Origin of the sequence: Pontibacter silvestris, from assembly GCF_020907275.1 — a bacterium.
In the GTDB taxonomy this organism is placed as follows: domain Bacteria; phylum Bacteroidota; class Bacteroidia; order Cytophagales; family Hymenobacteraceae; genus Pontibacter; species Pontibacter silvestris.
This window is the reverse complement of sequence record NZ_JAJJWI010000017.1, coordinates 45,293-63,383: the sequence shown is the minus strand read 5'-3', so window position 1 is coordinate 63,383 and position 18,091 is coordinate 45,293. Positions and strand designations below refer to the sequence as shown.

The following is an 18,091-nucleotide window of genomic DNA, read 5'->3' as shown; positions in this document are numbered from 1 at the left end:
TCAGTTCTGGTTCAGCAATACAGCTTCCCGTATGAGATCAACAAAATAGGCCTCATCTACGTCGCTGAGCGTACGGATTTTAATGTGTGGATATTGCCCATTACGGCTCACTAGCTTGTGGGCTGGATCTGAGAGCTCCTTTCCACGGAAAAACCCGAAATGGATACCACTACGAGAGGAGGAAAAATAACAAACAGGGCCATAGAAAAAATAGCAGGGAATATCCCAACGTACTGTTTCTTCCAGGTGTGATACTGAATCCTGAACTATTCGTCGTACTTCTTTAGCTAACTGTAGTTTATCAGATGGCAGTTTCTCCAGGTACTCATCTACCTGGTTTGTTGTTATTTTACTTCTCATATATGTTTAGGTCGCTATAAGAAATATATTTTAGCACATAAATATACATGTTATTTAATATTTAAAAAATAGATGTATAAACATCTTTATTTTTAGATGTTAAATATGTACTGCATAAGAATGCTAATTAAAAACAATTCTCTCAGTAACCTGTAGATTTTTAATCAGTCAAGCACAACTTATAAGTACCTATCACGCCTTCACATAATATACGTTAACTAATAGTTAATGAAACTGCTAGGCACTTTCCAGTACCTGCAGTAAACGCTGCTCCAACTGATCTAGCTCAAAATAACCTTTAGTAACCTGTTTAGCACCATGGTCGGTGTTAAGATAAATACTCGGAAAGTTGGTAGCTCCTATATCATATACATAGGTAAATTCGTCCTCCATTTGCTGCATAATTTCCTCAGACTCAAATAAAGTAAGAAACAGATTCTCTGATATGCCAAACAAACCTACAACACGAACCAGCACGGCAGAATCTGTAACATCTACCCCATCAGCAAAAAAAGCAGAGTGTAGTGCTCGCAATACCTCCAGCGTCAGGACCGGACGCAACAGCTTAACGCAGAGCAAAGCTCTGCAGACAGGCTCCGTATTAAAAACAAAGTTTTTCTTTATAAAGAACCTGTAATCGAATGGAACATTCGCGCGCTCCTGCACCCGATGCCAGCTAATGGCTAAATGTTCTTTTTCTTCTTGATGTAAAGGTTCTGTGGCATACGCATTTAAACCGCCACATAGTACACGTACATTAAGCCTGCCGTGCCACAGAGCCCGCAGGCGTCTGACAACATGCGTAAACCCGTAACACCAGGCACACATGGGGTTTGTGATGTACAAAAGTGTTGGTGATTGTGGTGCTTGAATCATTAACAGAAGTATTTAGCCTTCTAGTTTTACCGACATTATAGCACCAAAGGTTTTACTTATGCTTTTCGAGACGATAAAAGGCACATGCGCTGTACAATATAACTACAGCGTTAACTACTCAGCATAGATCATTTTCACGGTCATGCCTCCGTCAATTGTAATGCTTTGGCCAGTTATAAAACCAGCTTTATCAGAACACAAGAACAAGGCTGCTTCCGCTATGTCTTCTGGCGTACCAACTCTACCAACAGGATGCTGTTCCTTATCCTGTTGGCTGTGCTGCGGTACATAGCGTTTGCTTTTCTTTTCCCAACGGCCTGTTTCTATCCAGCCTGGCGCAATGGCATTTACCCTTATTCGGGGCTCGGTAAGGCTAATAGCAAGGGAATGTGTAAGTGCTTCCAAACCTCCTTTAGAGGCAGAGTAAGGAAAGGTGTTCGGTTCCGACATAAAAGCTCTTGTAGAAGAAATATTAAGTACAGCAGGATGTTCAGCTTTCTCCAGCAAAGCAAGCGCATATTTGGTACATAGCAATGGCCCCCGCAGGTTCACAGCCAACACACGATCAAAGTCTGCCAGGTCCATGTCTTGTAAAGGACCCACGGAGGGGTTAGCTATACCGGCATTATTAATGAGCACATCCAGTTGCCCATACTTTTCTTTCACCTGTTCCATCAGCTCTTTTACCTGCTCTTCATCGGCAACATCACAAGGTAAAAAAGTCACCTTAAGGTTTTGTTCCAGAAACCATTGCGTTGCTTCCTGCCCGGCTTCCTTATCATTGTCAGTTATTATTACGTTTGCCCCTGCTTTTGCAAAGGCCTGTGCCATGCCCCGCCCTATACCTTGCGCACCGCCGGTAATAAGTACAGTTTTAGAGGAATAATATTCTTTCATTTAGGTATTCAAAAGGCTTATAATGTTCACTTAAACGAGAAAAGTACTATACATGGCATCAAAAAGTATCCTTTATTTTAACTTACTCACTCCAGGAACTTGCTGCGCCAATTAAAGCAGCTTCTTCTCCTAATACCGCTCTGCGTAAAGGAACATATATTTCCTGTTCAGCCAATTTCTCTTCAGCAATAGGTATAAACAGTTCCCAGGCATTGGCAATATTTCCTCCAACAACCACAACCTCCGGATTGTCGGCTTTGATAAATGATGCTAAGAACAAGGATAGGTTATCGGCAAAAACTTCAAAAGCTTGTCTAGCATAAGGGTCTGCCTTATACAGTCCGGCAAGCTCTTTTACATCTTTAACAGGTAGGCCAGACAGTTCTTTATATGTATTAACTAAGCCTCGGGTAGAAATATATTCTTCTGCGATACTGCTTTTTAAAGGTGCATTCCATAAATCTGCATCAGCGGCAATACCGTCAGCATACCTGGCGGTACCTAAGCCTGTACCAAGTGTTAAGCCAATAGCTTTGCCAGCCCCCACAGCTGCTCCGGCAAAAACTTCTCCCTTCAGAAAACACCCTGCATCGTTAACCAGATTAACATCATCTTTGCTTATCCCTAACTTCTCTCCTAGCAGCTCTTTTACATTTACCCCGTAAAGGGCATCATATTTATTCTGGTTCTGCATTAACGAAATTCCTTTCTCATACTCAAATGGGCCTGGTATAGCTATGCCGATTCTTTTTGAAGCACCAGAACTTTTTGCAAAGGCCATTTCTATTACATTAGCCCATGTAGTTATTATCTCCTCTACTGTACCTTGTGCATTCACCCGTTCACGTGTCAGCGTATTGGGAAGTATGTTCTTTAATTCCAGATCAATCAAAGCAGCTGTAATATGTGACCCTCCGATGTCTACTCCTAAGACAATTGAACTATACATTTGAAAATCCTTTTGAAATAATGAGGGGCCAAAGGTACGTAAATTGATTATTCTAAAACCAACACATTTTTTGAAGTTTACATTAAGAGCGGCATAAATAATAGTGTTCTCATAAAAAAAGGAGGCTTATGTTAAAGATAAGCCTCCTTTACAAAAAGAAACAGTTAATCTACATGATCTATTATAACGCCGGACTTGTCTGAGGAAGGAACTGTACCGTTTTCAGGAGCGGTTTTCTCCCTCCTGCAGCAGAAAGCGGCTTCACCACAATATATACATCATTAAGCTCTTTGTTTACTACCTGCTGTATAGATACAATAGCAGTTTCTCTTCCGTTAGCAGTACTAAAGCTGATTTGCCCTTCTCCTATTTTGCGGCCTGTTGGCTGCCCTAACCGCACCTCTACCTGGTATTGGTTCGCTTGCCCGCTGCCAAAACCTGCTAATCCGATTCCTCTGATGCCTGTTAAATCAAGCTGCTCGACTTTCAGCCATGCCTCCCCTGCCGGAAAAACAAGATATTCACTTCCAGACGAATCTTTACTGGCAAAGCCTTTTACTTCTGACAACTCCGCCACATCTATCAGGTTGCTTCTCAAGTAAACAGCATCTGAAGCAGATAATGGCCTTATGCCTGCATCGCCCTGGTCTGTGTAGGTAGCAGTAAGTTTTAGTATTGTATTCTGCTGCTGTTGTGTACTTACCTGTGGCATAAGCTGACCATTGGCAGGAAGAGACTTCTTAGCATTTTCAGTTTCTCCAAGCGACAGCACCCATTTTACAATTTGCCGGGCTTCCGTTGCACTCATGTCAGGGTGTGCTGGCATGTTGGCTTCGCCCCATACACCACTTCCGCCTTCAATAATCTTGTTAGTGAGGTGCAGGTAAGCAGATGGGTTTTTACGGTATCGCTGCGCCACCTGCATAAAAGCAGGCCCAATGGATTTTTCCTCTACCTGATGACAGGATTTGCAATCAGAGTTCAGCATTAGGTTTTTCCCTAAAATTTCTTCCGATACTACCTGATGTCCCATAGAGGCACCAGCCAGATCTACTCCTTCAACATAATCAGCAGAAATAAAAAGGTTGTTTTTGTCTACACTACCATCCGGGTCTACAATTTTTGTCTGATACTGTACTGGCTTGCCCTTGAAATAAAAACTACGGTTACCCTGCAATGCGAGGTTAACCTGAGGCTGCTCGTTTCCGGCGTACAAGGACACTATGTTACTTTTTGCGGAAGCATTTTTTATGTCAAAGACTTCTACACTAATATCGTTATCTCCGGCACGACCAAATGTATATTCCAGTGTGGGCTCCCAAGTTTCCTTTATTCTGTTGCCAACTTTCCAGACATAACGCATTCTGTCGTTCTCAGGATCAGTAGCCTCCACTTTGGCTATGGCTGTAAACGGCAGTTTACCACTTGTTTTGTTTACAGTTAATTCTTTTATCTTAGGTGGGCGGTTTCCTGACAGGTAGTCAATCCGGGATAAACCAGCCTCAGGGTTTTTGGAAAACCACCCCTGCCCATACTCCAGCACATAAATTTTACCGTCAGGGCCTACTTCCATGTCCATAGGAGCTACAAAGTCGGCGTTTTCTATAAATGGTTCCATCTTATCTAAGTCGCCGTTAGGCAGCATAGTTACTACCTTTATCCAGTTACGAATCCAGTCATAGATAAAGAGCTTGCCGTTGTAGTATTCTGCATAGCGGGTACTTTGCGGGTACATATCGGTATAATAAACAGGACCTGCCATAGCACTTCGGCCACCAGAACCTACCTGCGGGAAGTCTGGGGATTCTCCGTAAGGATACCAGATAAATGCTGGCTGTGCCGGAGGCAACTGCTGAAGACCTGTATTGTTTCGGGAGCGATTAACAGGTTTGGCGGGGTCGGCAGTAGGCCCTGCATCTCCGGTAGCATAATTGTACTGATGGTAAGCGTAGTTATCTCCAATGAATAAGGGCCAGCCAAAGTAGCCCGGCTTACGTGCCTGGTTCACTTCGTCGTAGCCTCTGGGGCCACGGGCTATCAAGCTATCCTCACGGGCATCCGGCCCTACGTCTCCCCAATAAAGGTATCCGTTCTTCTGATCTACAGAAATGCGGTATGGGTTTCGGTGGCCCATAGTGTAAATCTCTGGTCGTGCTTTTGGGTTGTTGCCCGGGAAAAGGTTACCTTCGGGTATGCTATATGTGCCATCTTCATTTACTTTTATGCGGATAATTTTACCCCGAAGATCGTTGGTGTTACCTGATGTACGTCGGGCATCAAACTGCTCATGCCCCGGACGGTCATCTAAAGGAGCATATCCATTATTGGTATAGCGCTGGCCTTTTTCATCGAACGGGGTAGAGTTGTCGCCTGTAGACAAGTACAATAAATTACCAGGGCCAAAAGCAATAGAACCACCGGTATGGCAGCAGATATTCCGCTGTGAGTAAAGCTGCAGAATAACTTTCTCCGACTTCATGTCTAACACCCCATCCCTGTAAACAAAGCGAGAAAGACGATTTACAGAGGTGTCCGCAGGACTATAGTAGATAAACACAAAGTTATTCTCCCTGAAATCAGGATCAGCAGCAATGCCCAGCACTCCTTCTTCTGCATTTACATCCGGAACCTGCGCCATGTGGTAAACATCCAAAAAGCCTACCTGCCTTACATCCTCTGTTTCATGATCAAAAAGCATGATCTCGCCACGACGCTGCGCCACCAGAATATCCAGGTTGGGGAGAATAGCCATTTCAGTAGGTTCGAAGAAAGCGCCTTGCGTAAGCACTGTCCTTACAAAGCGGTCATCTTCAGGCACACGCAGTGTAACAGCCTTATCATAATCCAACTCTTTGTTATCACCAATGGCATACTGTATGCCGCCTAAAATGTGCTGCAGATACTGCGGGTTCTGGTAAGACTCTTCTGTATGGCCCAGTTCAGTATAAAAAGCTCGTCCGCCTTCATAATCATGGTACCAAGCCATAGGGTGCATGTCGCCATTTGTTCCCCCTTCATAGCTTTTTTCATCAATCGCTATCAGCACATTCACATTTTTATTCAGCTTATCAAAGTTATACCACTCATCTGTCCTTTTCCACTGTTCCGGCAGGTGCTCGGTTGAAGCATGATTACGGTTTACGACATTTAAAACTGCTTCCTGCGGCCTAGGGTGGCTCACGAAGTAAGCCCCTACTAACCTGCCGTACCAACCCCAGTCGTATTCGGTGTCTGTGGCAGCATGTATGCCTACAAAACCACCGCCAGCCTGAATGTAACGCTCAAAATCTGCCTCCTGGTAATGGTTTAGAACATCTCCGGTTGTGCTTAAGAAAACTACTGCTGCGTATTGTTTAAGACTATCCTCCTGAAAATAACTGGCATTGGTGGTTGTGTCTACCTCAAAACCATTCTCTTCTCCTAATTTGATAATAGCAGTGTTACCATCGGCAATAGCTGAATGGTGGAAACCACTGGTCTTACTGAAAACAAGTACTTTTGGCTTTCCCGGGCGTTTGTTACTACAGGAACAGCATATAAGCAACAAGACTAAAAATACGCTTACAGACGCATTGATCTTCATTGATCTATAGATTTAAGGGTGTTAAATAATTTATTTCAGCTTAATAAAAGGCAAGATATTAAGAATCAGTAATTTATTTTCAGCAGATGTATTGCCTGCCAATTTTCCAGAAATAGTGCGCCACTCCTGATCTTTTATTACTGCCTAATACAGGTTCTATCATGTGCAGATTGAGAGTAAAAAACAGAACTTAAAAGCAAGCATTACAAAGAAACCAGTGCAACACAAACAATCGGTAGTAATTTAATAAAAGCATTTAGATATAGCACCTCTAATAGAAGAAATTATCTAAAACAACGGTATTATCTACTTTAAAAGGACAACTGATTAGGTTCTGAGGCTTATTCATGAGAGCAGAATTTATTTTTAAAGAGTACACTTTTCATCTTATTGTTATATAACTGGAAGCAAATGTTGCGTAAAAAGCTTATATTAATGTTCTTTAAAAACCAGTGTATAATCTTAAACTCTAAAGTTGAAGGCTATGAACACCCTACCCGTCAACTGGCTAACGGAAGGCCTGCTGGATTTCGAGTATAAAAAATATATGCTGCTGGCTTACCTGCAAACAGCTAAAGCAGAGTTTGGTAAGCAGCGCCTCTACCCTGTTTTCTCTGACCTGATTATGCATTACCGCAATATGCTACAGGTAAAGGAACACAAAAAGCTAGTGTACGAGCAGTTTCCTAAACGCATTAGCCGTGCCGACTTCGAAAAACTGGAGTTGGTATACGAGAAGATTATAGAAGATGATGAGGCTATGAAGCAGATTGAGGAAATTATACTATATGCTTCTCCATTGTTTGATAATGCCATTGAAGAAGGTAAGGAGCTTTATGATTTTATTGAGCGGCACTTGGAAATAAGCACAGTGGGCATCACACCTATGTATCATAATGAGGGCTACCTTTTTCTGGAAACTTTTCCGGGCAAAGAGACAATGATATATATGTATCGCATTACAGTCTTCCGGAATACATACGAAAAGTACCGTGGTATACATATGCAGCATCTGCAAACGATACGAAGAGGTCTTACCTTAACACATGAAAATCTAAAAGTACAGCTCGTTCGGGAACGCCAGGAGTTACCGAACCCAGCCACATTTGTGGCAGTATCTAAAGTCCCTTGCCCGCTTGAACATGCCCTGTTGCCTATAGCTAAACGCTCCCTGGTAAAATATGTAGCTGGGCTTGCTGCTTAAAAGCAAGCCCATTTTCTGTTGCTTTCTTAGTCTCTCCTCTACAAAAAGATCTGCTACAGCCTGTAAAGCAGGCAATTATTCCTTCTTTATTAATTTTTATAACAAAAAAAGCCTTACCTTTGTACAACTCCAATAAGTTAGACTCTAGTAAAGTCTAAAAATTTATAAAGAAGAGGCGAGAGACTAGGCTCTGTGACCCTCTGGCAACCACCTGCTTGGAAGGTGCCAAGTCCTATCCCGGACTAACGGGAGCATATAAATTTAAAGCAAATGCAAACAGCAAACACATTGTCTTCAGTTTCCGGTAGTAGTATTCACACTGCTTTTACCAATCCTGTGTTCTCAACAGCTTATAAAACCATTAGCTGCTGTTGTTGCTGTTGTATCTGCTAGTGTCAAATCTGCATCTTTAAGATTTGTTGCCTGTTGCAAACCAGGCATAACTTTCAATTGCCATTTCTGCCTTTCCTGTTACTGATGTTCTCTGTTAACTGTGCCTCCAAACAGCCAGTTGCTTCATATTTAGATATACACCATCAACAGAATAATTTAACAATAGCAGCGGCATCTTTTATCAATTCATAAAGAAAACAATATTTATGAGCAAGTTATCAGCTTTAGAAACAAAAATTCCATCACTACTTGCTGCTCTGGAAGGCAAGTCAGTTGAGGAAGGCTTACGTATTCTGGCCACAGAGTTCGAGAATCATATAGCCTTTTCTTCAAGTCTGGGAATTGAAGACCAGTTGATTACCCACTATGTCTTCTCTAGTGAGTTACCTATTAAGGTTTTCACCTTAGACACAGGCCGGCTTTTTAATGAAACGTATAGTCTGCTAAATAGAACTAATCAGCGTTACGATAAAAAAATCGAAGTATATTTCCCTAAGCATGAGGCTGTTGAGGAGCTGCTTACGAAAAATGGCCCACTTAGTTTTTATAACTCCGTAGAAGACCGAAAGCAGTGCTGCCACATTCGTAAAGTGGAACCGCTGCAACGTGCTTTAAAGGAAGTAAAGCTGTGGGTAACAGGTATACGTGCCGATCAGTCAGCTGCACGCCAGAGCCTGCAACTGTTGGAGTGGGATGAGGCAAATCAGCTTATTAAATATAATCCTTTGCTGAACTGGACATTGGATGAGGTGCGTGAAGCAATAAAGAAAGATAGAATTCCTTATAACACTTTACACGATAAAGGCTTTGTAAGTGTTGGATGTGCCCCCTGCACGCGTGCTATAAAAGAAGGCGAAGATTTCAGGGCTGGTCGCTGGTGGTGGGAAGACACATCTAAAAAGGAATGCGGTTTGCATGCACATTAATTTCAGAAAAGGATTACGAGAAAAAGATAAAAAACTTCTCCTGAATTAACTTATCTTTTCTCTATCTTAAATTAAAACCATAATACGAAAGTCGGATAACGATTAACGACAACAATAATGAGTAAACAATATCTTGATTACCTTGATCAGCTGGAGGCAGAAGCCATCCATATTATGCGGGAGGTAGCAGGTCAGTTCGAAAAACCAGCACTTCTCTTTTCAGGTGGTAAAGACTCTATCACATTGGTTCGGCTGGCTGAAAAAGCTTTCAGACCTGGTAAATTCCCATTCCCACTCGTGCACGTAGATACAGGCCATAACTTCCCGGAGGCAATACGCTACCGCGACGAACTGGCAGAAAAATTAGGTGAGAAGCTAATTGTACGCCATGTGGAAGACACCATTAAGAGACAGAACCTGTCGGAGCCTAAGGGCCGCTACGCCAGCCGTAATGGATTGCAAACCTATACCTTACTGGAGACCATAGAAGAGTTCGGATTTGATGCTTGTATTGGCGGAGCCCGCCGCGACGAGGAAAAAGCCAGAGCAAAAGAAAGAATCTTCTCGGTGCGTGATGAATTTGGCCAGTGGGACCCGAAACTGCAACGCCCGGAACTATGGAATATCTACAACGGGCACATCCATAAAGGAGAAAACGTGCGCGTGTTCCCAATCAGCAACTGGACAGAGCTCGATGTATGGAATTATATAAAGCGCGAGAAAATCGAGCTGCCTAACATTTATTTCACGCATGAGCGCGACTGTCTGGTGCGCGATGGGAAGCTGATGGCCTGGTCGGACTACATTCACCTCGACCCGGATGATGTAAAGATCACAAAGACAGTTCGGTTCCGCACTGTGGGAGACATGACCTGTACAGCTGCCGTTGAATCTGTGGCTTATGACATAGACAGCGTAATTGCTGAAATTATCGAATCAAAAATAAGTGAGCGTGGTGCCACCCGTATAGACGATAAATTATCGGAAACGGCGATGGAAGACCGTAAAAAAGGAGGCTATTTCTAAGATGGATATATTAAGATTTATAACTGCCGGAAGTGTAGATGATGGTAAAAGTACCCTTATTGGCAGGCTGCTTTACGATACAAAACAAATATTCGCAGATCAGCTAGAAGCCATTGAAAGTTCCGGCAGGCTGAACGAAGATGGACAGGTAGATTTATCGCTTCTTACTGATGGCCTGAAAGCAGAGCGTGAACAGGGTATTACCATTGACGTAGCTTATAAGTACTTTAACACAGAAAAGCGCAAATTTATTATTGCAGATGCGCCAGGGCATATCCAGTATACCAGAAATATGGTAACTGGTGCCTCAAACTCCAGCCTTTCAATTATTCTGGTGGATGCCCGTAAAGGTGTGCAGGAGCAAACCCGCAGACACTCTATTATCTCTTCGCTGCTTGGCATTCCGCACCTGGTAATCTGTATAAACAAAATGGACTTGGTTGGTTTTGATGAAGCGGTCTTCAACAAAATTGTAGAAGATTATAAGCGCTTTGCTCAAAAGCTAAATGCTAAAGACATTAAATTTATACCTGTTAGTGCGCTGAAAGGCGATAACATAGTAGAGAAGTCAACGGCCATGTCGTGGTACACAGGCTCAAGCCTGCTACAACATTTGGAGGAGGTTCCGGTTTCATCCGATATCAATTTAAAGGATACGCGTTTCCCGGTGCAGTATGTTATCAGGCCGCACACAACCGAACTGCACGACTACCGTGGTTATGCCGGTAAAGTTATTAGTGGTGTATATCGCAAAGGTGACAAAATAACAGTGTTACCTTCTGGTGAAACTTCTACTATTAAGTCTGTAGAATTGGGCGGTAAAGAGCTGGATGAGGCTTTTGCCCCTATGTCAGTGGTCATACAACTGGAAGATGCTGTTGATATAAGCCGTGGTGATGTTATTGTAAAGCAGGAGGACAATTTAGAAGCCACCCAGGGCTTTGAAGCTATCTTATGCTGGATGCATAACACACCTTTGAAACCAGGGGCAAAGCTGTTGCTTCGCCATAACTCCAGCGACACACGCTGTGTGGTGAAAGAGATACAGTATAAGATAGATGTAAACTCACTGGATAACATGGAAAATGTAGACCAGGTACAGCTAAATGAGATTTGCCGTGTGTTTATTAAAACGTCTCACCCACTGCTTGTAGACAACTATGGAAACAACCGCTCCAATGGAGGTTTTATTTTAGTAGATGAGACTTCTTACTCTACTGTAGGAGCAGGTATGGTAGTTGATGTTGTCAACGAAAAAGAACCAAGCTATATGATATAGCAGTTATGTAAAAGTGTAGTCTCTCTACATACAGGTTTTCTTGTGCGGGAGGCTATACTTTTATTATTTTGCCTGTGTAGCATTTGCATAAAGAAATTATAAATGAGATGGAAGTTAATTTAACAAGAGTAGATCAGGATTATCATTTCCAGGCGACCGGATCTTCTGGCATTGAGGTAAATATTGATGGCTCCCCTGAAATTGGTGGCCATAACGCCGGAGCACGCCCTATGGAGCTTTTATTAATGGGCCTTGGTGGATGCAGCTCCATAGACATTATCCAGATCCTGAAAAAACAGCGTCAGCAGATTGACAGCTTTGATATCAAGGTTAATGCAGAGCGTACCCCCGGAGAAGTACCTTCCTTGTTCAAGAACATTCACGTTCACTTTAAATTAGGAGGTCCTTTGGATGAGGAGAAAGTTCGTAAAGCCATTGACCTTTCTTTAGACAAATATTGCTCTGTAGCAGCTATCCTTTACAAAACAGCCACTATTACGCATTCTTTTGAGGTAGTTCCGGCAAAAGCACCCGTAGCTTAAGAATAAAAGCTCCTATTCAAGGAATAAAAGAAAGCTATTACATTAACTTGTAATGGCTTTCTTTATTTCTATAAGTGAAAAGAACGGAGAATTTAGTTCCTATAAAGTTTAACACATTCCTGATTGTTACTTTCAGCCTTCTCACTTTAGCTGTAATAAATAAACAGTGCTCCTCAACTTTCTTCTTTTTCTAAAAAAGCGTTGCCCTCTATTTTATTAAAGTTCTATCCTCCATTAGTTAAATAGATTAATTTGTGCATCATCTTATTTGATATATTATTAACATTGAAGTCACATTATGTTACACCACATCTTTACAGGCTTTCCCCCATTTATTTTTGCCGTTGAACCCAATTTGCTTCGTTTGAACAAAAGGAATGGATCTAAGTTTAATCAGAAAAATTACAGGATTGTAACTTCATCAGAGAGCATAAGTCCTACATTGTTTCTACTTCTAAAATAGAGAAAGTTGAAAGGCATCAAATAACTATTGGAGGCATAATAATACCTTTATCAGCAATATATGAGAAGGGCTCATACAAATTGTTGTATGCAAAAAACCTTGTAGCATAAAAGCTTCCAAGGGTTTTTTAGTAGTAATATTGAATATATTTTACCTTCAGGCAATTACACTTTAGCCAATGCCTGCGTAATATCTTCAATAATATCGTCTATACTTTCCAATCCTACAGAAACGCGAATCAAGCCTGGTGTAATGCCAGTTGCCTGTCTTTCCTCCTCTGAAAGTTTAGAATGTGTGGTAGAAGCCGGGTGTGTTACAATTGTTCGGGTATCACCTAAGTTAGAAGTTATGCTTATCATTTTCAGGTTGTCGATAAACTTCCTGGCAGCATCGTAGCCTCCCTTTACAGCGAAAGTAACAATACCTCCCCCCTGCTTCATTTGCTTCTTAGCCAATTCATACTGCGGGAACGATGGCAGGAACGGATAACGCACCATTTCCAGGGCTTCATTACCCTCCAGCACCTGCGCCAGCTTAAGGGCATTTTCGCAATGGCGCTCTACTCTCAATGATAGTGTTTCCAGGCTTTTAGAGATCGTCCAAGCATTAAAAGGAGACATAGCCGGACCGGTATGACGAGCAAAGAAACGAATTTCTGATATCAGTTCTTTATAGCCAACTACCAGACCACCAAGAACACGCCCCTGTCCGTCCATATACTTTGTGGCAGAATGGACTACTAAATCAGCACCATAATCGGTAGGTGTTTGCAGAATAGGCGTCGCAAAACAGTTATCTACCAATAAAATAAGGCCATGCTTTTTCTTTAGTTCTCCCAGCCACTCCAGGTCAATCAGTTCCAGCCCCGGGTTAGAAGGTGTTTCGACCACAATCATTTTAGTGGCTGGCGTAATCAGGCTTTCCCAGGTTTCAGGAGCGTTGGCATCAGCATAAGAATAAGTAATTCCCCATTTAGAGAAAACCTTTGTCAGGAGCTGGTGTGTAGACCCGAAAACTGCTCTTGCTGACAGCACATGGTCACCGGCTTGTAGTAATGCGGCCATACTCGAAAAAACAGCTGCCATACCTGAGGCAAAAGCAAATCCATCTTCTGCTTTCTCTAAATAGCAAACTTTTTCCAGTAACTCATCTACATTAGGGTTGGAGTAACGGGAGTATATATTACCTTCTTCTTCATCGGCAAAAACAGCCCTCGCCTGTTCTGCATCTTCAAAAAGGAAGCTGGAAGTTAAGTAAAGAGGCACCGAGTGTTCACGGTTATGTGAGCGTTTTGCCTGAAGCCTGATGGCTTTGGTTTCTTTATCAGACATAAGTATTTATTACAATTGCAGATTTACGTAGCTTGATCAATTCATAAAATTACAAACCTTTTAACAATTAACTCATTGAATCAAAGTAAAAGATTAAGCTACCACATTAGCTAAAGAAAGACATAAAAATTAGCCGGAGACTAATGATGATAACCACAATACCTACTATAATCATCATGGTTTTAACCGGAAGTTTGCGGGCAAGCATGGCTCCCAACGGCGCCGATATCATACCACCTAATATTAACCCCAGTATAACCTGCCAGTGAGAAATACCCGCCAGCGCAATAAAAGTAGCCGAGCTGGCAAAAGAAACGAAAAACTCCGCCAGGTTCACAGAGCCAATTGTGTACATCGGATGTCTCCCTTTCGCAATTAAGGTAGAGGATACGATTGGTCCCCAGCCGCCGCCGCCAATGGCATCCAGAAAGCCACCCATAGTAGCTAATGGCCCCAACCTGCGGACAGGGCTTTTCTTGATGCGTTTACGGAGCGTTTTTTTGATGATCAGCACACCTAAGACTAAAGTATAAGTAGCTACTATGGGTTTTATAAGATACAAATACTCCTCCAGGGTAACCAGGAAGAAAGCTCCAATGATAGCGCCTAACACACCAGGCAGCACAATAGATTTAAACAACTTACTGTTCACATTACCGAACTTTAAGTGCATTAAACCAGAGGCTCCGGAAGTAAATATCTCAGAGGCATGTACACTGGCACTGGCAAATACGGGGCTAACACCAAAGCTAAGCAGGAAAGTTGTCGCACTAACGCCGTAAGCCATTCCCAGGGCTCCGTCTATTAGCTGTGCAATAAACCCTGCCAGTATGTAAACAAGTATTTCAGAATCTATCTGGGTAAGTGTGTTCCAGGCCATATTGCCTATAGACCTTAATGGAATATAGCTGAAAAGGATATGCCCTGTTACCATTAAAGAAAAAGCGGCCAGCACAATTAGTAAGATGGATTTTATGCCAAGCCAGCTTTTCTTTTTAAGAGGCAACGGTGTTGGCGGAGGTTCCACAAGTGAGCTGGTTATCTCATTCAGTTTCTTTACTTTTTCAGCAAAGTCACCGGAAAGCTTTGTGCGAATTTGGGTAAGGTTTGCCAACAAGTCCTCTGTTTCATCCGGGAAAGTCTCATTTAAAACTTCCTTGATACGTTTGGCTACTGTCGGTGACTTACCGTTAGTAGAAATACCTAACTTCAAGCTTCCCTTTTGCACAATAGAACCTAAATAAAAGTCACACTCCAGTGGTGTATCGGCTACATTAGTCAGTATCTTTTTGGATTTGGCTAAATCACGAATAGACTTGTTTACAACCCGATCGTCGGTAGCTACCAACACGATATCTTTACCATCCAAATCTGCCTCCTGGAACTCACGTTCGAACAGCGTAAGGGTTGGATGAACTAATGCCAGGGCAGAAATTTCTGTATCAATTTCTGAAGCTACTAAAATAATAGGCGCTTTCGGGCTGTTTCTAAGAATGGCTGTCAGCTTTTCCAGGCCTACTGCTCCCCCACCAACAATTAGAGTCTGCAGTTCCTCTAGTTTTAGAAACACCGGGAACAGCGGGTTCGCTGACTGATTTTTTATAGCAGCCGATGGCGGAATTACTGCAGTTTCTTTCTGGACATTCATTTTAAAAATGTATACTATTTCAGCAGAGCCAATATTAGAACCTTCTTTCTGCAAAGCTGTGGCACACTTAACTCTTCCTTTAAAAACAAGAGCAGCAAGCTATCACATTTTGTGATATTGGCTTTACCTGCAAAGATACCCGCTACCGCTGATAAATCTAAATTTACCGAAGCAACAGAATAGTTACGTAAAAGTTTTCAGGCTCTCGCCTTACATGTCAGTTTATAAAAGTATTAGCCAGCAAATGCTGGCTAATACCTCAATTCTATTTGGCAGGGAAGTGCTCCTGATTTAAGTTTCACTTCTTCTAACATTATTTTAAAGTGTTACATTCTCTCGCTGTGCTTTTCTGTAGCTAGAAGCTTCCTGCAAGAACAGGGAAGCTTTTTCCAGGTAAGATTTTGCAAAATCTTCAGATGGCTTGTTCTGGTTTATCTGCAGCACTAAGCTTCTGAAGTCAGGCTCAAACGGAAAAACGCCTTCGGCTACAAAGTTCTTGTCAAATTCCTCAATAATGCTGTTCTGTGAGTTACACTTCACATTCTTGTCCAGCAACAAGGCTTTTGCAGTGCTAATAAAGGCCGTATAGCCGTGGTAGATAGCATCGGCAAAACGTTTTTCTTCCATCGCTTCAGAGGCCCACTCCAGTTTTTCATCAGCTTCGAAAAGTAAAGTAGCTACCAGGTCAATCATTACACCGGCACACTCACCCACACCAATAGCTGGCTGGAACTCTTCCTGATGCCCCCAGTCAACGAAATCATCTGCTGTAAGAGTTGTCAGATCAGCAAGGGGCTTCAGTAACTGGTAGAAGTAATCTTTTCCCTGTCTGTCGAAGTAAGCGTTGAATTTCTCACCTTCCTGCTTATTGCTTCTGTAGTCGTTAATTACATAGCGTAATACTTCAGGGCCTCTTTTGCTTGGCACTTTCAGTAATTTCTGAGCAATGCGGCCTTCTCCGTTACCAAGCGTACCACCACCCAGTAATACCTGAAGTGCCGGCACCACATTTTTACCACTCTTAAGCGATGACCCGTGGAAACCCAAATTAGCCATACCATGCTGACCGCAGGAGTTCATACAGCCACTGATCTTAATTTTAAGGTCGGTATTGAAGATTAACTCAGGATATTCATCTACGATAACATTCTCCAGTACTTTTGTAATGTTTGTACTATTTGAAATACCCAGATTACAAGTATCAGTACCAGGGCAAGTTGTAATATCAGCCACACTGTTGAAACCTGGTTCAGCCAACCCTAACTCATCCAGCTTAGTAAAAACATAAGGCAGAGCTTCTTCTCTCACATACTTCAGCAGCAGGTTCTGGCCTTGTGTTACCCTGATTTCATCTGCGCTAAAGTCACGCACCAAAGGCACTAATGCTCTGGCTGTGTCGCTGCTGATATCGCCTATCTGTACCTTTAGGTACACACCACAATAACCCTCCTGCTTTTGTCTGAACACATTGGTTCTTAACCAGACGTTAAACTTATTATTATTCTCTATAACATAATCAGGAATTTCCCTAGGCTCTGGCAACGATGGTGTGAAATCTATGCTGTTATCAATCTCGAAAGAATGAGACTTAAGCGCTATAGACTCTTCGTTAACCAGACGCATTACTTCTTCCAGCCCAATTTTATTGATCAGGTATTTGAACCTGGCTTTGTTGCGGTTATTTCGTTCACCATAACGGTCAAAAACGCGCAGCACACCTTCAATAAATGGTATAACCCTGTCCTCTGGCAAGAACTCGTAAGCCAGGTGTGCCAGCGAAGGCTGTGCACCAAGCCCACCGCCTATCATTACTTTAAAGCCTCTTACAGTTTGGCCGTTTTCCTCTTTTACCTTAGGAATAAAGCCAAGGTCGTGCATGTAAGCCAATGCGGTGTCTTTATCGCTTGAAGAAAAAGACATTTTAAACTTACGGCCCATGTCCTGGCAGATCGGGTTACGCAGGAAATAGCGGAATGTAGCATCTGCATAAGGAGACACATCAAAAGGCTCCTCTGGGTCTATGCCCGCTTCAGGAGAGGCGGTTACGTTACGCACAGTGTTACCACAGGCTTCGCGCAATGTAATATCGTCCTGCTCTAGTTCAGCCCAAAGTTCAGGCGTTCTGTCCAAGCTCACAAAGTGAATCTGGATGTCCTGGCGAGTTGTTAAGTGTAGGTTTCCGGTTGAGTATTTGTCAGAGATACCTGCGATACGGAGCAACTGCTGCGTCGTAACTTTACCGAAAGGCAGTTTAATACGCACCATCTGCACGCCTTGCTGACGCTGGCCGTATACTCCGCGTGCCAAGCGCAGACTCTTGAATTTATCCTCCGGTAGTTTACCCTCGCGGAATTCCCGGATTTTTCTCTCCAATTCGATTATATCTCTCTCAACTATCGGATTTTCTATTTCTGTTCTAAAGCTTTGCATTTCAAAGATATTACTTGAAAATATGTACTGATACTTATCTAATTATATTTCCCTTTTCTGGTATCTACCACTTACATAGAAGTAAACTTCCGATAAAAAGAGACTGTATTGTTTACTTTAACTGGTGTCTTTTTAGTTTAAGGTTAACTTGCCTTAAGTTATAAAGATACGCCAACATTACTTG

General features: G+C 42.5%; 13 protein-coding genes, 1 pseudogene and 1 riboswitch. Of the genes and pseudogenes, 6 read left to right on the top strand and 8 right to left on the bottom strand.

The features are described from left to right. The 5 genes from LN995_RS15495 to LN995_RS15475 form a co-directional block, all read right to left on the bottom strand. Positions 1–360 (bottom strand): DUF1801 domain-containing protein, encoded by a 360-nt coding sequence (locus LN995_RS15495; protein WP_229961990.1) that lies wholly within the window; start codon positions 358–360, stop codon positions 1–3. Between the two features lie 237 nt (positions 361–597). After that, positions 598–1,236, bottom strand: a complete 639-nt coding sequence (locus LN995_RS15490) for a DsbA family protein (protein WP_229961989.1) — start codon at positions 1,234–1,236, stop codon at positions 598–600. 114 nt (positions 1,237–1,350) lie between these two features. Continuing rightward, a complete protein-coding gene (locus tag LN995_RS15485; protein ID WP_229961988.1) occupies positions 1,351–2,133 on the bottom strand; it encodes an SDR family NAD(P)-dependent oxidoreductase in 783 nt (260 codons plus the stop codon). A gap of 82 nt (positions 2,134–2,215) precedes the next feature. Beyond that, entirely contained in the window at positions 2,216–3,082 is an 867-nt protein-coding gene (locus LN995_RS15480; protein ID WP_229961987.1) for an ROK family protein, read from the bottom strand. 181 nt (positions 3,083–3,263) lie between these two features. Further along, positions 3,264–6,665 (bottom strand): ThuA domain-containing protein, encoded by a 3,402-nt coding sequence (locus tag LN995_RS15475; protein WP_229961986.1) that lies wholly within the window; start codon positions 6,663–6,665, stop codon positions 3,264–3,266. Positions 6,666–7,149: 484 nt separating this feature from the next. Here LN995_RS15475 and LN995_RS15470 point away from each other — a divergent pair, with 484 nt between their 5' ends. The 6 genes and pseudogenes from LN995_RS15470 to LN995_RS15445 all read left to right on the top strand — a co-directional run. Then, complete coding sequence (locus tag LN995_RS15470; RefSeq protein ID WP_229961985.1) at positions 7,150–7,869, top strand: hypothetical protein; 720 nt, start codon at positions 7,150–7,152, stop codon at positions 7,867–7,869. A gap of 159 nt (positions 7,870–8,028) precedes the next feature. Continuing rightward, positions 8,029–8,131, top strand: a riboswitch (SAM riboswitch). 337 nt (positions 8,132–8,468) lie between these two features. Next, complete coding sequence (locus tag LN995_RS15465) at positions 8,469–9,188, top strand: phosphoadenylyl-sulfate reductase (protein ID WP_229961984.1); 720 nt, start codon at positions 8,469–8,471, stop codon at positions 9,186–9,188. A gap of 117 nt (positions 9,189–9,305) precedes the next feature. Beyond that, positions 9,306–10,214, top strand: coding sequence for a sulfate adenylyltransferase subunit CysD (gene cysD / locus LN995_RS15460; protein WP_229961983.1), 909 nt, complete (start codon positions 9,306–9,308; stop codon positions 10,212–10,214). 1 nt (position 10,215) lies between these two features. Further along, positions 10,216–11,493 carry a sulfate adenylyltransferase subunit 1 gene (locus tag LN995_RS15455; protein ID WP_229961982.1) on the top strand — a complete coding sequence of 426 codons (1,278 nt, stop codon included), beginning with the start codon at positions 10,216–10,218 and terminating at the stop codon, positions 11,491–11,493. A gap of 107 nt (positions 11,494–11,600) precedes the next feature. Beyond that, entirely contained in the window at positions 11,601–12,035 is a 435-nt protein-coding gene (locus LN995_RS15450) for an OsmC family protein (protein WP_229961981.1), read from the top strand. Between the two features lie 408 nt (positions 12,036–12,443). Further along, positions 12,444–12,608: pseudogene (locus tag LN995_RS15445) on the top strand (hypothetical protein); the annotation flags it as partial. 54 nt (positions 12,609–12,662) lie between these two features. Here LN995_RS15445 and LN995_RS15440 read toward each other — a convergent pair. The 3 genes from LN995_RS15440 to LN995_RS15425 all read right to left on the bottom strand — a co-directional run bounded on the left by LN995_RS15440 (position 12,663) and on the right by LN995_RS15425 (position 17,907). Next, positions 12,663–13,829 carry a trans-sulfuration enzyme family protein gene (locus LN995_RS15440; RefSeq protein WP_229961980.1) on the bottom strand — a complete coding sequence of 389 codons (1,167 nt, stop codon included), beginning with the start codon at positions 13,827–13,829 and terminating at the stop codon, positions 12,663–12,665. A 106-nt stretch (positions 13,830–13,935) separates the two neighbouring features. After that, the gene (locus tag LN995_RS22060; RefSeq protein WP_317206960.1) at positions 13,936–15,531 is read right to left on the bottom strand and encodes a TSUP family transporter; all 1,596 of its coding nucleotides are present in this window, start codon (positions 15,529–15,531) and stop codon (positions 13,936–13,938) included. A 264-nt stretch (positions 15,532–15,795) separates the two neighbouring features. After that, positions 15,796–17,907 carry a nitrite reductase gene (locus tag LN995_RS15425; protein ID WP_229961979.1) on the bottom strand — a complete coding sequence of 704 codons (2,112 nt, stop codon included), beginning with the start codon at positions 17,905–17,907 and terminating at the stop codon, positions 15,796–15,798. Positions 17,908–18,091 lie beyond the last annotated feature (184 nt).

Bases quoted from the DNA above. Each gene is read 5' to 3' on its own strand.
- LN995_RS15495 (WP_229961990.1), bottom strand. From the start codon at position 360: ATGAGAAGTAAAATAACAACAAACCAGGTAGATGAGTACCTGGAGAAA.
- LN995_RS15490 (WP_229961989.1), bottom strand. From the start codon at position 1,236: ATGATTCAAGCACCACAATCACCAACACTTTTGTACATCACAAACCCC.
- LN995_RS15485 (WP_229961988.1), bottom strand. From the start codon at position 2,133: ATGAAAGAATATTATTCCTCTAAAACTGTACTTATTACCGGCGGTGCG.
- LN995_RS15480 (WP_229961987.1), bottom strand. From the start codon at position 3,082: ATGTATAGTTCAATTGTCTTAGGAGTAGACATCGGAGGGTCACATATT.
- LN995_RS15475 (WP_229961986.1), bottom strand. From the start codon at position 6,665: ATGAAGATCAATGCGTCTGTAAGCGTATTTTTAGTCTTGTTGCTTATA.
- LN995_RS15470 (WP_229961985.1), top strand. From the start codon at position 7,150: ATGAACACCCTACCCGTCAACTGGCTAACGGAAGGCCTGCTGGATTTC.
- LN995_RS15465 (WP_229961984.1), top strand. From the start codon at position 8,469: ATGAGCAAGTTATCAGCTTTAGAAACAAAAATTCCATCACTACTTGCT.
- cysD (WP_229961983.1), top strand. From the start codon at position 9,306: ATGAGTAAACAATATCTTGATTACCTTGATCAGCTGGAGGCAGAAGCC.
- LN995_RS15455 (WP_229961982.1), top strand. From the start codon at position 10,216: ATGGATATATTAAGATTTATAACTGCCGGAAGTGTAGATGATGGTAAA.
- LN995_RS15450 (WP_229961981.1), top strand. From the start codon at position 11,601: ATGGAAGTTAATTTAACAAGAGTAGATCAGGATTATCATTTCCAGGCG.
- LN995_RS15440 (WP_229961980.1), bottom strand. From the start codon at position 13,829: ATGTCTGATAAAGAAACCAAAGCCATCAGGCTTCAGGCAAAACGCTCA.
- LN995_RS15425 (WP_229961979.1), bottom strand. From the start codon at position 17,907: ATGCAAAGCTTTAGAACAGAAATAGAAAATCCGATAGTTGAGAGAGAT.